Source organism: Paenibacillus sp. sgz302190 (genome assembly GCF_059820445.1).
This window is the reverse complement of record NZ_JBZYAO010000069.1, coordinates 1-15012: the sequence shown is the minus strand read 5'-3', so window position 1 is coordinate 15012 and position 15012 is coordinate 1. Positions and strand designations below refer to the sequence as shown.

Here is a 15012-nt window from a genome sequence, read left to right as displayed (position 1 = left end):
TGTCTCTCGAACAGTTGATGTTACGGGAGCATGGCCAAATTTACAAAATGCAAAGTCTATTAGCTATAATCAAAACAAAGGAGGATACCCGGAATATTATGTAGCTTACCTAAACGTAAATCCTGCATTTAATACAATTAATGTTGATACTCAAACAGTTTATAAAAGTAATAATCAGCAAAATGTAATCATGCTATTCGGGACTGTAAGTGATTACGACAACGACAACGTCACCATCAGCGCAACAATCGCTGGTGTAACCAAATCAACAACCATATCTAACACATCAACCTCCCAACCATGGACACTACAATGGAACGTCGTAACAGATAACATTCCTGCCGGCTCTTACAGCAACATTGTAGTAACAGCAAACGATGGACTCTGGGGAACAGCCAGTGCCACATACACAGGCACAATAATAGTAGATAACGTCCCCAATGTACCAAGTAGCCTTATCCCGGGAAATACTACAGCGTCGACTCCAACGCTTGTTTTCGGAATGACGCCCTTATTGAATTGGACGTTCTCAGATCCCGACGCCGGCGATATACAATCCGCTTATGACGTTCAAATCTACAATGCTGCTGGCACGACTTTACTTAGCGATTCCGGCTGGGTAACGTCTTCAGCAACGTCCTATACGGTTCCATCCAACATACTAACCAGAGGCACGACATATGGCTGGAGAGTGGCCGTCAAAGATAACAAAGGCGGAGCTTCATCGTACTCGCCGCTTTATTACGTAAAGCCGAATACATTACCTATTGCAACGCTTACTTCGTACGCAAACGGTCAACAAGTGAATGATAACGTGCTAACATTTACGTGGACATATGCTGATGCTGACGGTCAAGCTCAAACCAGCTATCGGGTACAGGGCTCTAAAGATAACTGGGCTACAGTCGGATACGATTCAGGTATCGTGAGCGGTTCGGCTCTAACTCATACGACTGCGGCCATACCTGACGGTACATGGAGCTTTAAAGTTACGGTCAATGATGGTATGGAATGGTCCGTCGCGGCGCAACGCACAGGGCTAGTTATTCCAAACGCCTATGAACCGAATGATACGAAGGCTCAAGCTTTTGCGATCAATTATAATACGGCATATACCTCGTCTATAAACTCAGCTGCTGATGTCGATTTCTATAAGTATGTCGCCCCGACAACCGGGATCGATCGCATGGTTTTAACGCCGCCAACGGATAAAAACTATGATGTATATATTTATGATTCCAATATGAATATTGTAGCTGCCGGGGTAGCGAGTGGAGCAGGAATCGCGGAAAACGCCATATATCAAGTTACTGCAGGAGCGACATACTACGTGAAGATTGTGGGGGCAAACGGAGACTACAGCACCACGAGCCCATACTCGTTTAAAGTCAGCAAGTTTACACTTAATTACAATACGAACTACCAGTTTGATGCTAACGGAAATATAACCGGCAAGCAAACGAGCAGTAATTAGGGGGTGTCACCGTTGAAGAAAATTATGCACCGAATCCTGTTACTGGTCTTGATGGGCTTATGTATATTGAACAGCTTACCCTTCTATCAGTTAAGCCCTTCGACATATGCAGCGGAAAAAGAACGGCAAGATGAAGCTTTGATGCCAACGGCGTCTGCAAGCTCGGACCAAATGAAACAGAGGCTGGAGGAAGCCTACTCGGTAACGGATCAGGAAATCCAAAACCTGTTGAATCTGGGATATACGTTGGAGGAAATCGAACAAGCCTACCAAAGCGGCGAAAATAAAGGAAATGTGGAAGAAGCTCTTGAACGAATAAGACCGCATATCATCAATAACTCGGCAAAGGCAGAAAGTATCGTTCTCAATGAGGCGGAGACTATAGGCGCCGGCACAAAAGAAGCGCTAGCTGTACAAGCTGCGGATACTACTCCCCCGCCTGTTCCAGATTATTCGTATGTAAACCTGAAACCTGACGATGCGCCGTTCTCGATCGGATTAAATCAGGAAAACGTATCAACTTTGTCGGGTGGGCTTTCAACTAGCAACAAAGAGTTCACTCTTCCTGGCCGTAATGGATTATCGTTCACATTAACAAGAACATATGATTCTGCTGATTCTGCATTATCAAGTATGGCTATATCAAGTAAAGTAGAGTTGCGTGAGATACCATATAACGAAAAATTGTTCCCGATTGGAAAAGGTTGGAGCTGGAATGTCTCATCCATTGAAACCACTGTTGAAAGTGGAAAATATGCAAGAAATTATCTTCATTTAGGAGGTTCTGGCACTTACAAAATAGATGATAAAAATAATATAGTTGGCTACCCATGGAAGGATCTTACTTTGGTTAGGGATCCGATGACAATCTCTGTAGGTGGGCTATATTCTTCTTGGAAATTAAAATCTATCAATGGGACTAATCAATATTTTTCAGCTTATGGACAACTCATTCAAATATCGGACTCTTATAACAATTACATTCAATTTTTCTATGAAAGTGACGGAGCCCGCCGCCTAACCAGTGTTACAGATAGTGTGGGTAATACGATTTCCATTGCTTATAATGAGGTGGATAGTAAAATCTTACTAACCAAAGGCAACCAAACGATCACGTATAAATTTTCCTGGCAAAGTGACAAGAAAATTCTTGCATCTGTTACCGATCCAATGGGAAGGGTGACGACCTACGATTACGGCATTAAACCGATCAAGTATAGTTTAGCTAGTACTACTCCTAATATGGATAATTCGTACGCTTTGTTAACCGGGGTTACCCATCCAACGGGAGCCAAAACCGTTTACGAGTATGAAAGCTCTCCTGTATCACGGTATATGCAGATCAAAACGACGAATGCTGATGGTGCGGTAGGGGTACTTCACGGCGTCAACCAGTTCTATCGCGTCAAATCGCGGGAAGATCAGGTATTCTTTTCCGATGGTTCATCGCAATCGTATAATCGCAAAGATATATCCTACATCGGCGACATGGGCAGCACGGACAATGCGGATATCCCGAACTTCTCAACGACGATCGATGATGGGTTATCCCAAACCACTTTTTCGAACAAAAAGCATTATATCGATGTCGATACGCCGGACGCATTTTACAACACGAATGTAACGGCTGTTGCGAAAGATCAGGGCGGTACCTCGTATACGAATTCGACCGATTATACCTACGACGAAACCCGCAGGCTGCCGGTGCCGAATATTACGAAAGTAACCAAATCGCAGCAAGGAGCGGCTTCAACGTTTGTTGCGCAGGCGTCGAGCGTATACGACGATTACGGCAACGTAACGCAGTCAACCGATCCGGCGGGAACGGTCACGATTTACGGCTATGACGCGAATCATCTGCTCGTGAGCACATCCAAGCCGATCTACACCGGTCAAACGCAATATACGTTAATGACTCGGGACGCCGCGCATCCGGCAACAATTATTTCGCAAAAAGTGTATGACGGCAGTCCGTCCGGCCTTTTGCTGACCGAGACATATAGCGAGAATATCGATGCGGCGAGCGGAAATGTCGGGCAAATTCGCGTGAAGAACGGCACCTCTAACGATACGATAACTCAAATTCAATACTCGCCGGCTTACCGCGGCGCATATCCGACCCAGACGACAACGACGGTACGCGATGCGGATAATAACGTATCGACCATCGTCCGGCAGTATGAATACGACCCGAATACAGGGAAACTGACCAAGTATACGGACGGCAAAGGGAATCAGACTTCGTACCAATACGATGCTCTGGGGCGGGTAACATTGTCCACACATCCGGATGGCAGCACGGTTTCGCTGCAATACGACGATTTAAATAATTTTATCCGGATAACCGATGAAACCGGGATTCAATCGTATGTGAAATGGAACCCGATCGGCCTGAAAATTGCGGCAGGCATTAACGATCAGCTTATCAAAGCAACGTTCCATTACGACAAAAACGGGAGAATGGATTGGAGCCAGGATGCGCGGGGCAACCGAACCTTTTATGGCTACGATCAATGGAGCCGTCAAGCTACAGTAACAGCACCGGATGGTTCCATTTCAGCCGCCAAATACGACGACATTGCCAACACCAAAACGGCAACCGATGCCCTCGGTTACAGTGTGAAAGATTACCTGGACATCCTGGGGCGCACCGTCAAGAAGGAAGAAACCAAGACGGTTAATGGCGCTGCCAAAACCAATGTTTTAGCCACAATGGTGCCGGATAACGCAGGAAACGTGCGGCAGCTTACGGATGGTTTGACGCCGGCGAACAGCATGTACTTCCAATACGATGTCATGAACCGTTTAACCAGCGTGAAAAATGCCAAAAACGAAGTGACATCTTACCAGTGGAATCCGCTGGGCAGTCTGCTGCTAATCACCTATCCGGACGGAAAAACAAAGGCGAAAAAATACGACGAAATCGGCCGGCTCATTCAAACGACGGATGCTACCGGCAAAATCGAAAAAATGTACTTCGACGCCAACGGCAATCAAATCGGTACTCTGGACCGCAACGGCACGAGGTTTAAAAGCACATTCGATAACCGGAACTTTTTGCGCCAATCCGATGCTCTGGACGCTCAGGGGCAGCCAATACCCGGCGAATCTGTTTCGTATGGATACGATCTGGCCGGTCGTCGTACAAGTATGACGGATGTTACCGGAACTACAAGCTACGAGTACGATCCGACGCTGGGTACGCTAAATAAAACTACCTATCCGGACGGTAGAATGTTAAAATATGGTTATGACGCTCAGGGAAACTTATCGAATCTAAACGATCCGTTCGGTTCCAACGTTTACTACGGATACGATTCGCGGAACCGGCTAAAGACGGTGGGTCCGACACCGGGCGATCGGGATGCTCAGTACGACTATTACAGCAATAATCTTTTGAAAAATATTACGCAGGGGAACGGCGTCAGTTCCGACTTCACCTATGATGGACTAAGCCTGAGTACATTGACCGAAAAGAAATCCGACGGGTCGCCGCTGAATACGTTCAGCTACACCTACGACAATAACGGCAACCAGCTTGCCAAGACGGAAAATGGCTCATCATTCACGTTTACCTATGACCAGCTTAACCGCATTGCTTCGTCGTCCCAGTTCGGTGAAACGTTCGGTTATGACAACCGCGGCAACCGCACGAGCATGACAACGAACAATCCGTTCGACAGCCCGAATTCAACGTATACCTACGACAAAAGAAACCGACTAAGCAACGTTGCAACGAAGAGCGGCGGCAATGTGACGTATAAATATAACGGAGACGGGCTGCTCTGGGAGCGCACGGAGAACGGGCTAAAGACGCACTACTATTACAACGGATCGCAAGTCATAGCGGAAGAGAAAGAGATTCCACAGCTCACCACGCAAAAGGCAGATAACACATCGACATCGATCAGCTATACCGGAACGTGGACCCAACAGGCGGATGCCGGAGATTACAACGGTTCTGTTAGCTACAGCAGCGCAGCGGGCGCCAGCGCTCAGTTTACTTTTACGGGCACCTACATCTCGGTAGGAATTCGAAAAAGCGACTCTTCCGGCAAAACGGACATTGTTCTGGACGGTGTGACCGTCGCTGCGGATGTGGATCTATACGCCAATCCGAAGCAGCCTCAAACAGCGATTTACACAAACAATGCTTTAACTGCAGGCTCCCACACGATCAAGCTGATTGTAAAAGGAACGAAAGGCACGTCTTCCGGTGGAACGAACGTTAATCTCGATTATTTCGAATACGGCGCCAGCAGCGGCGTTCAAAAACAGCAAATACGCTATATCCGCGGCAACGGCCTGGTAGCCCGCGAAGACGCCAAAGGCAAAGCCTACTACGTACAAAATGGCCACGGCGACGTCGTAAACCTGATGGACAGCACAGGTATGACGAAACTGAACTCCTACTCCTACGACATCTGGGGCAACATCGTCAGCCAAACGGAAAATACGCCACAGCCGTTCAAATACAGCGGCGAGCTGTTCGATGATACGACGAGCTTGCAGTATCTAAGGGCCCGTTGGTATGACCCGTCAATGGGGCGGTTTGTGAACTCAGACACGTATGAGGGGCAGATTGATAATCCTTTGACGTTGAATCTTTATACGTATGTGCATAATAATCCGTTGACGCATGTTGATCCTACCGGGCACATGACTACTGATGAGATGTGGGATAGCTTTAAAAAGGGACTTGGTATGGTGACTGATGCTGAAAGTTACAAAAAAGGATGGGAAGCAACAGTCGATGGTTTACCTAAAGGAGCCCAAATGTTTGTTAGAGAAGGAGTACTGGGGACAGAAAACTATGATGCCCTAATGGATGGTACTTTTGACTCTAAAGATGTAAAAGCTCTTGCTGAAGTAGGCATTTTCATTATATTAAATACTGAAGGCAAACTAATAAAAGTAAGTGAGGCAAGCAAAATATCAGGTGCCAATATTAAGCACATCAATGGAGCTATCGCAGAGCATCATACATACCAAGATGCCCTGAAAAGGGGTGAAATTGGTATTCAGAAACCGGGGGTAGTTACTGCAACTGGACCAGATTTTATTACATTTGATGAGATTAGTGGGCAAATAGCAGTGTATGATGCAAAGTACTCATCTACAGGTACGTTTCCATCTAGCGTAAAGGGTTTTGGTAGTAAAGCTTGGCTTGATGAGACACAAAGTGCAATAAATAGAATTGAGGATTCTGAATTTAGAGGTAAAGTACAGAGTGCCTTTAATAATGGAAAAATAGATTGGAGAATTGCACAGTATCAGTATCCATAAGGAGTTGCTTGGAAATGAAATGGGATGTGCTCAAGGGTATAACAAAATATACACCAATGAAACAAGTTTTCGATATAATTGGAACGCCATCGTTTCAGCTAGGTCAAAGAAAAGCTTATTATTTTAATGATGGATTTATAGTCTCGTTTACCGATAGAAAATTCCTCGTAAAAGAGAACGAGAGAATTGAATTTGGTGAACTAGGTGAATATGCTTTGAATATTTATTATTTTATGAAAAGGGAAGAATTGATATTATTTCTCAAGCTTCAAAACGAGGATTTTTCTTTTGATTATGACATACTTTTTAATAAATTCTCAGTAGTTCAGGAAGAAGAAATATATATCGGTTCAACTTTTCAACAAATAAATCAAAGGTTAAAAAGTAAAAAATGTCCTTACGAATATGGAGAAACAAGAACTATGCAGGACGGGGTGTTTAAGTTCCAGAATAAATATATTTCATGGAGAAATCACATTTTTTTATTCTTTGGCAAAGACAAGTCAACAAGCTTAACCGCATTTCAATTTACATTAAACGATTAATGATTGTGTCCCCAAGCGAGCTAACAACTCCCTTGGGGCTTCTTTTTGTCTGCCGCGGCATCGTTAATGGCGTAAAAAGTGTTTAGGATGTATGAGCAGCGAGATTTTAAAAAAATATGTCTTAGTACAATAGCATTCGGAAGCAGGAGGCCGAAGAAGAAGTAATGAATCGGTTAGCGCGGGTACTGTCAAAGACCGCATTCTAAAGGCCATCGTGGACAAAATGAACCATAGACTCACGACCCGAACATTACCGCTCCAAGCGAAGCTAGAACACATTAGAAGCCAATTAGAACAGGCTGAGTCCAAAAAGCGCCGCTACCTCGATGCATTCGAGCAAAATAAACTCGATAAGTCAACTGTAGCTGAGAGAATGCAGGAGATTCAGGCTGATTTAATCAACTTCCGAGCAGAGAAGTCGCGGCTGGAGCTTGAACTAACCGAAGACAATCGTTCTCCTGTCGGTTTCGAGCAGGTGCGCGAGTTGATTCATGGATTCCATCAGGTGCTCACCGCCGCGCCATTCGAACAGCGAAAAACGTTGCTGCACCTGTTCATCAAGCGAATTACGATGAATACAAGCAAAAAGATCGAGACGATTGAACTAAGCTTTGACGAAAATGTGGATTCCTACTTCTCGGCTCCCGTCGCAGTAGCGGCAGGGGATTCATTCCAGCGAAAACAAGCAAGGAAGCGGGAGAAAATCGAAATCGCTATCTGAAATCATGAAAACACTTCCATTACTACTGCTCGCCTTATAGGGTGAGCTTTTCTTTTTATGGCAACAGCGCATAGAAAGGCATCACGAACCATCGCCCCCGTGTTAATCAAGCCTGTAAAACCACTATAGTCTTACTCCACGTAAGGCTCATGTGTCGCGGCTGTATATTACGGCTATACAGCATTACGATACGGGGTGAACATGATGGCAAGAAAACAAGAAAAACCCAAGGACACGAGTAAGCACATGCCGGGGAAGCTGAATCAGTTAGTGGAATGGAAGAAACGGCCATTCTTGAACAAGATGATCGACAATGAAACTCCTGCGAAGGAACTGGTGGCGTGGTGTAATGACAATGGATTTCCGATCAGCCTTCCTACCATGTATTCTTACATGAAGCGGCGTAACGAAGCCATTGCTAATGGAATCACAATGGAACTGCTCCAGCCCAAGCTTCACAAGGAGAGCATGGAGAGGAAGATGGACGGGATGAAGAAGGCGTACACCAAAGCCCACCAACAGCGCAAGGAGAAGCGTGCTCAAACCAAGGTACAGATTAATCAGGAACTGGCAGATCAGGCCACCCCTAAGCGCATCAAGCACGACCTGGAGCTGTTGGATGAAGTGATCCAAAAGGGCTTCAAGACGCTGAACATGATGGAAGTGATCAGCCCTGTGACGGCTATCAAGGCGATTGAGATGAAGCACAAGCTGTTCAATGGGGGCACAGGTGGCCATACGCTCTACGGCCTGGAGGAGATCAAGGTGCATGAGGCAGCGCGGGAACAAGCGATTATTGCTTGCCTGATGGAGTTTATCCCAGAGGAGAAGCATGAGGAAGCTGTGAAGCTTATGGACGATGTGACACGAGCTTATTATGAGTCGATTGGCTTGGGTGAAGCTTATGCGCAGATGGAGGCCATGAATTGATTGAGCCACCCAATGGAGCAATATAATTTTAGCAACGGAGATGATGATCACGTGGAACAGCTCTATGTGAGTCCGATGGTAAAGCGAATACAGAAACGACTGAGCCCTGGTGATGACGGAACGGCTTTCAAAGAATCGATTAAGGAAGCCGTCACCATTGGCGTTGATCAGTTTATAAGGCGTCTTCAATTGGGGAGAACACAAGTGAATACGGTGTCTGACTTCGAAAAAATGGTCAAGCTTGGGCTTCTTATGTACGGGGGGCCTACCGAGCGATCAGAAGTTACGACCGATATCAGGATGCATGAGACGCAGTGGGAAGCAATTATGAACACGCCAGAGTTTGAAGTAATTAAAAACAGATTGGCTGAGCAAATGAATAGGGAAAATGAGGAGAACTAGTGGGAACCTATAGGAGAACGCCTGTGATGGCCGTTCTCCTTAATAACCTCAAACTATTCATCTAGGTTGATGATCCAACTAAAATCAATTAATATCCAGATCGTGGAATTTTTTTAATCTTTCTATAAATTCTTTGAACTCCCCAACTGTCTTATACCTTGTTCCGATATAAGAACTGGCATCCTTAGAAAAGGGATGTATTATTCTATATTCAAAAGCAAACCATTGTTGTTCCTCGGTTAAATGATTTAATGCTACATCAACCATCCTTTTGATACTATCTAAATGAGAGGAATCATTCATTTTTATTGAATCAAAAAAATCTATTTCATTTACTAATAATCCCTTTGCATTATCTACAAGTTCAAATCTTATAGCTAAATCAGGATCGTTGCCCTTCTTTAGCTCTCTAACTCTAAATTGGAATACAATATCCCTTGCTTCCTCATAATCTTTAGCATTTTTTAGTCTCTCCAGAAAATAATCCGGGTAATATTCATCATAGTTACCCACATGAATCAAATTTTCATCGAAGTAAAGGAATTGCATTCGCTTTTGATCCCCTTTATTAGTGACCCATTTTTCAACTACCTGAAATTTTTGGGGTAGTCCAAAAACTTGCTTCATTGCCTCATAAGATATAGACCATTGGGTTGAATGTCCCGATTGAAATTTTCTTACCAGTCCTGTGTTGATCTGTGAGTCAAATTTCCCTCGACTTATTGCTACAATCAAAGTATTTCTCGGCATCCCCCACCTCTCAGCTGCCTCGGAAGGGGTAAAGCTCCCTAGTTCACTAACCCTTAACCCGCTCAAATGGTCACCAATTAAATTCATATCGCCCCTCCTTTTTGTCATCAATTAATAATTATTAATTGTCATCAATTGATTACATTTAAATTGTAGTTGAACAACAAAAATTTTGCAATAAAAATTAAATTTCATTGCAAGAACCATATTTGCAAATTGAAGTTACTCAACTATCAATGAAACTTCGCCGTCACTTAGGTAGGGCTCTACGCCTTCTGTAACGGAAAGTTTAGGAATAGGAATATTTTCTCAATTCTGATATACTAGAGTCTAAAGATCTGTTTATGTGTCGAAATGGAGGAATAAAATGACGACTTATGCATTTTGGAACAATAAAGGCGGTACAGGTAAAACAAGTCTGGCATTTCAGGCACTGTGTAGGGTGGCAGAGCTTAATCCAGATCAACTAATCTTGGCTATCGATCTTTGTCCTCAAGCTAATCTCTCAGAACTCCTGCTTGGAGGCCTTGTTGGCAGTGGTGGTACCAACTTGGCAGCTCTTCATGCTCTCACCCCAAGGAAATCGGTAGGCGGGTATTTTGAAAAGCGTATGCCTGCTCCATTTTCGATGCCTAACATAAAAATTTCAGACTTTATCTCAATTCCGAACAACTTTAACCAAGATATACCGCCAAACATACATTTGCTCGCTGGTGACCCCATTGTAGAGCTTCAGGCAAATGCAATTGCTACTTTGGCTAACACTCAAATTCCAGGAACTGATACCTGGCTGGCAGTAATAGATTGGATCTCTGATTTTATGAATTTAACTGGTACAACCTACAGCCAGATTTTCATTGACTCAAACCCTAGTTTCTCCGTTTACACTCAAATTGCTCTCTCAACGGCTGAGAAACTAGTTCTTCCAGTTATGGCGGATGATTCATCAAGAAGAGCAATTCAAAACATGTTTTCATTGATACATGGCATTAACGTACCGGCAGGCACGAACTACTCCCCATTCTCCTTCCCAACAAAACTGACTAATTCGGGGAGGACTTTACCTAAAGTACACCTTGTCGCTAAAAATAGGCTAACACAATACATGGGAGCAGCCTCAGCATATAAGTCCGTTCTAATAAGTATCGATAATGATGTAAAAGCAGCCTTAGCCTCCCATCCATCTGCTTTTACATTCAGTAGGATTGAAGATGGCACAGTGGAGATACGCGATTTTCAGACTACTGGTGTCGTTGCAATGGCAAAAGGCCTCCCACTGAGTAGACTACGACCTGGAAGTCATACTATTATGCGCAGACGAACCCGAGTCAAAGAGGATTACTTATTAAACTGTAGATCTGCTATTGATGATTTGGTTGCCAAGCTATAATTCTGTACAATGCAAATTAAAATCATACTTTAGGTTTAACAAAGACCCCTTTCGTGAGGGGTCTTCAACTTTTCAGGAGGGATGAACATGCGAATCATCAAAACCCGGCAGAACGTCGAAGACCTTCACCGGGACAATGCCTCACCCGCTCCTTATTTAGGTTTACACCAATTTTTCGCCTAACTTCTTACGACAGGGTATTATCTCATGTGCAAATTTTTCGCTGTCACTTATGATAAGGCTCACCGTAACGGGGCTATCGGCGAAAAATGCGAGAGGAGCTTGCCGCGGCAGCAAGGGATTCAAGTTGAGCTTTACCACTCACTTTTACAAGCCCCTTGTCAATCAACACCCGGTTACATTAAATTGTTCAAAGAAGAAAGGAGAACCACTGATTACATAGAATTAATAGTCAAAACGATTACATATTGGAGAACTGTAAATGACAAATAGAGATCGCATATTGACGGCCTTGATCCATGTTGAATTATGTGATGACTGCCTATCCTTGTCTTCAGGTGTTAAGCCAAGACAAGCTGTTTATGCGATTTGCAGCGCATTTGCTTCAGAAAATAGGATTCATCGTCATTATGGGAAATGCAATCACTGCCGCAAGATTAAAAAGACAAGCAGATTACTGGAAGCACCGTCGAATACAGGTTTGCAAGATACTAAAACCATAAGCGCAGTCCAAGACAAGCCCTGGTATTGGGAAGGCAGTATTCAAAGCGCTGTTGTAACCTATCTTGTTCATAATAATTATGACTTTCGTAGCGTAGCGAATACCGCATCCCGCACATCAGGTGTCGATATTATCGCTGCTTCCCCTGAGGGAACGGAGCTTTGGGTCAGTGTGAAAGGCTACCCCGAAAAAAGCTCCAACGTACAGGCGCGGCACTGGTTCTCAGGAGCTGTTTTCGACCTGATTCTTTACCATGGCGCCAACCCAAACGTACAGCTTGGAATAGCTCTGCCTGAAGGTTTTACAACGTACATAAACTTGCTTCCCTAGAGTAATCTTCTCAGTTATAGCTTGGTCGTCTGACTCCAGCAACGTACTGCCTATAACAAATGTCCATTCGCCTATAGGAGATGTAACAAACACTTCTTTTTGGTTTGCACCTTCTAATCCTGTTTTCCATTCTACTTGTCTTACATGGTTTAAATTCAATTCAGACAAAAGGGCCTGTGTATCATTCGTTCTCACCACAAGCCAACTACTTTTATATCCAAAGAAGATTGGAAGATTTGGAGATTTATTTTCAGATACGTTATTTGTGTTACTCACGGTTACGGACTCCGATTCTATTTTGATTTGCTTTCTCCTAGAAATTAAGGTCAGTATAATATATACCGCTATCAGTATTAACCAATACATGGGGTACTCCTCTCCACATAATGACGAAAGAAAAATAACCTCGATAAGACATCATCGTTATCGAGGTTATTTCACAAGTCGCTAGTGTTTATCTGCAAGATTCAAATGCTTGGAAGAGGGCCTCTCCTAATTGTTCAGGAGTTGCATTCAAAAGCAATTCTACTTTGGTTTGACCGTTGTTCACATAGCCACTTCCTTCTCTTTTCATAGGAGTAAATATAATAGTTCCCAGGTCATTTCTCATACTGACAATTACGTGCAAATATTCCTTCACAAATTTACTACGGTTCTTAAATCCAAGCAGAGTAGGTAAATTCCCAGAAATACGCTCGTTTAAATACGGTTCTTTCTCACAAAACTCAAAAGCTTCTTTCAGTCTTTCACCAACTACTTTGTAATCAGGTTGCGGTTCCAAAAGCATTACTTGATTGGTTGAAGCGCCTGTACCGATTGCATTTAGAGCTAATGGATTTAAAACTACAGTACCGCCAGCATTTTTGTACGCACAAACAGTAAAATTCATTGTTATTCACCATCTCATTCTACTATCATTTAATAATCGTCGTAGTGATTTGAATGCCTAATGTCTTCGCATAATCGATTGCTTGCTGTAATTCACTGATTTGGTTACTGGTTAATTGTACATTTGGAATAGCAACATTTAAAGCTTTTGGGTCGTACATGCAGAAAAGCTAGGTAAAGATGCTGTTTATCTCGGTGATAATAAATATCGAAGTAAATATGGCGTATGGCAATACCGTGCAAAACCTGTTGATACAGATGATAATCATGTGCATCTGGAGAAACTTGATCCCGATACAGGGGAAGTAGTTGAGAACTGGCATCTAAACTGTCCAGAAGGGACGGGACGAGGAGACTAATGAAACGGAATATATCATTCAGTGGAGATTTCCAGTACAAACGATATACAAATGATTCTTGGTCATTAACGATTCCAATTAATTTAAAAGATATTGAGAAAATTTACATGGAGTTGCAGCTATTGAATAATGGTTATACTGACTCGCTGACAATTGTTTCATCGAGTTTCAAACAAAATATAATACTTACAGGGAATTGTCCTAAAGAAAAATCCACTATTGAGCTAATTAATGAACGATACAAAATTGACCTTACAAATCGTGATTTTGGGGTGATTGAATCTTTTCTGCTAAAGTACTATAGAGATTTTATGGCACCTGTCAATCATATTGATTTAGAAATGGAACATGATGGAGCTTTAGGTAGTGACGCCACTCTTATACTTAAAGCACAAGAAGCAGTAGAACCTATGACAGAAGAAGAGGCAAGGAGATTATTGGGAATGGATTGAACTTTGTTGAACTACCGTACGACTAACCGTCGTAGGGTGGTTTTCTGTAGTGTTCGCCGCGATATCGCTAGCGTTGGAAAGCATGACGGGATTGATTTAGTTAGTGCAACAAGTCTAGTAGCTGAAATAGGTGATATTCATCGCTTCGCTTCTGCCAATTGGGCTTCTGTGTCGAGGAAAGCAAGGGGGGCAGGGGGTACAACTGATTGGGAACTACTTCAAATCAAGTCAAATCCTCAAGTATGGGATAGAATTACTTGATATGAGAATGGACAAATTGTTTCAAATCCATTTGAGTAATATTAAAAAGGAGATAGAAGAACCCATGTTAAAATCTTTTGATAGCAGTAGAGTGTTTAAACTTTGGTATTATCACATTAGTCATGGAGAATTACTAGTAAGAAGCATTAAAAGTGCTGATAACACTAAGAATATTGACATCATTTTTATTGATGTTACTTATGTAGAATTACCACATATCCTCTCTAATTTAATAATTGAAGAAGCAACGGATGAGGATGTTCTTTATATCAAGGAAAAAATCAACAAGGATGTAAAGCCCGAAAATATCACTATTCTATCATCAAATGATAAGCGTTATTTTGTAGTAGCATTTAGAATGAAAGTTGTTGAAAATGAATTAGATATGTTTGAACTGCCTTTTAGCAAACAATACTAGAAAGTTGACGTAATTGTTAAAGCTTCCTCGCTATAGTTCATGGCTAATGTCTGCGTAATAGAAAAATAGTCAATACTGCTCAGTAAGACGATTGATAGGGCGGGATGACTCATGTGGACCTCAA

At 43.0% G+C, this 15012-nt stretch carries 13 protein-coding genes; 10 read left to right on the top strand and 3 right to left on the bottom strand.

The genetic code is table 11. From position 1 onward, the window contains the following. The 6 genes from AC6RNO_RS35855 to AC6RNO_RS35830 all read left to right on the top strand — a co-directional run. Positions 1-1474: glycoside hydrolase family 78 protein (locus AC6RNO_RS35855; RefSeq protein ID WP_497108363.1), on the top strand; the 1474-nt coding region annotated here is incomplete at its 5' end. A 12-nt stretch (positions 1475-1486) separates the two neighbouring features. Beyond that, entirely contained in the window at positions 1487-6760 is a 5274-nt protein-coding gene (locus AC6RNO_RS35850; protein ID WP_497108362.1) for an RHS repeat-associated core domain-containing protein, read from the top strand. A gap of 14 nt (positions 6761-6774) precedes the next feature. Beyond that, a complete protein-coding gene (locus AC6RNO_RS35845) occupies positions 6775-7305 on the top strand; it encodes a hypothetical protein (RefSeq protein ID WP_497108361.1) in 531 nt (176 codons plus the stop codon). A 214-nt stretch (positions 7306-7519) separates the two neighbouring features. Continuing rightward, positions 7520-8026 carry a hypothetical protein gene (locus AC6RNO_RS35840; RefSeq protein ID WP_497108360.1) on the top strand — a complete coding sequence of 169 codons (507 nt, stop codon included), beginning with the start codon at positions 7520-7522 and terminating at the stop codon, positions 8024-8026. A 201-nt stretch (positions 8027-8227) separates the two neighbouring features. Further along, positions 8228-8956, top strand: coding sequence for a hypothetical protein (locus AC6RNO_RS35835; protein ID WP_497108359.1), 729 nt, complete (start codon positions 8228-8230; stop codon positions 8954-8956). Beyond that, positions 8957-9358, top strand: a complete 402-nt coding sequence (locus tag AC6RNO_RS35830; protein WP_497108358.1) for a hypothetical protein — start codon at positions 8957-8959, stop codon at positions 9356-9358. An 84-nt stretch (positions 9359-9442) separates the two neighbouring features. Here the strand turns inward: AC6RNO_RS35830 and AC6RNO_RS35825 are convergent, their stop codons facing one another. Continuing rightward, on the bottom strand, positions 9443-10195 hold the full coding sequence (locus AC6RNO_RS35825; RefSeq protein ID WP_497108357.1) for a helix-turn-helix domain-containing protein: 753 nt from the start codon (positions 10193-10195) through the stop codon (positions 9443-9445). A gap of 280 nt (positions 10196-10475) precedes the next feature. On the opposite strand from AC6RNO_RS35825, the gene AC6RNO_RS35820 reads away from it, so the two are divergent. Beyond that, the gene (locus AC6RNO_RS35820) at positions 10476-11498 is read left to right on the top strand and encodes an AAA family ATPase (RefSeq protein WP_497108356.1); all 1023 of its coding nucleotides are present in this window, start codon (positions 10476-10478) and stop codon (positions 11496-11498) included. A gap of 442 nt (positions 11499-11940) precedes the next feature. Beyond that, entirely contained in the window at positions 11941-12510 is a 570-nt protein-coding gene (locus AC6RNO_RS35815) for a hypothetical protein (protein ID WP_497108355.1), read from the top strand. Between the two features lie 454 nt (positions 12511-12964). Here AC6RNO_RS35815 and AC6RNO_RS35810 read toward each other — a convergent pair whose 3' ends face one another. Both AC6RNO_RS35810 and AC6RNO_RS35805 read right to left on the bottom strand, forming a co-directional pair. Then, entirely contained in the window at positions 12965-13399 is a 435-nt protein-coding gene (locus AC6RNO_RS35810; RefSeq protein WP_497108354.1) for a contact-dependent growth inhibition system immunity protein, read from the bottom strand. A gap of 25 nt (positions 13400-13424) precedes the next feature. Then, entirely contained in the window at positions 13425-13559 is a 135-nt protein-coding gene (locus tag AC6RNO_RS35805) for an endonuclease toxin domain-containing protein (RefSeq protein WP_497108353.1), read from the bottom strand. 197 nt (positions 13560-13756) lie between these two features. On the opposite strand from AC6RNO_RS35805, the gene AC6RNO_RS35800 reads away from it, so the two are divergent. Beyond that, entirely contained in the window at positions 13757-14209 is a 453-nt protein-coding gene (locus AC6RNO_RS35800; protein WP_497108352.1) for a hypothetical protein, read from the top strand. A 325-nt stretch (positions 14210-14534) separates the two neighbouring features. Then, a complete protein-coding gene (locus AC6RNO_RS35795; RefSeq protein ID WP_497108351.1) occupies positions 14535-14888 on the top strand; it encodes a hypothetical protein in 354 nt (117 codons plus the stop codon). Positions 14889-15012 lie beyond the last annotated feature (124 nt).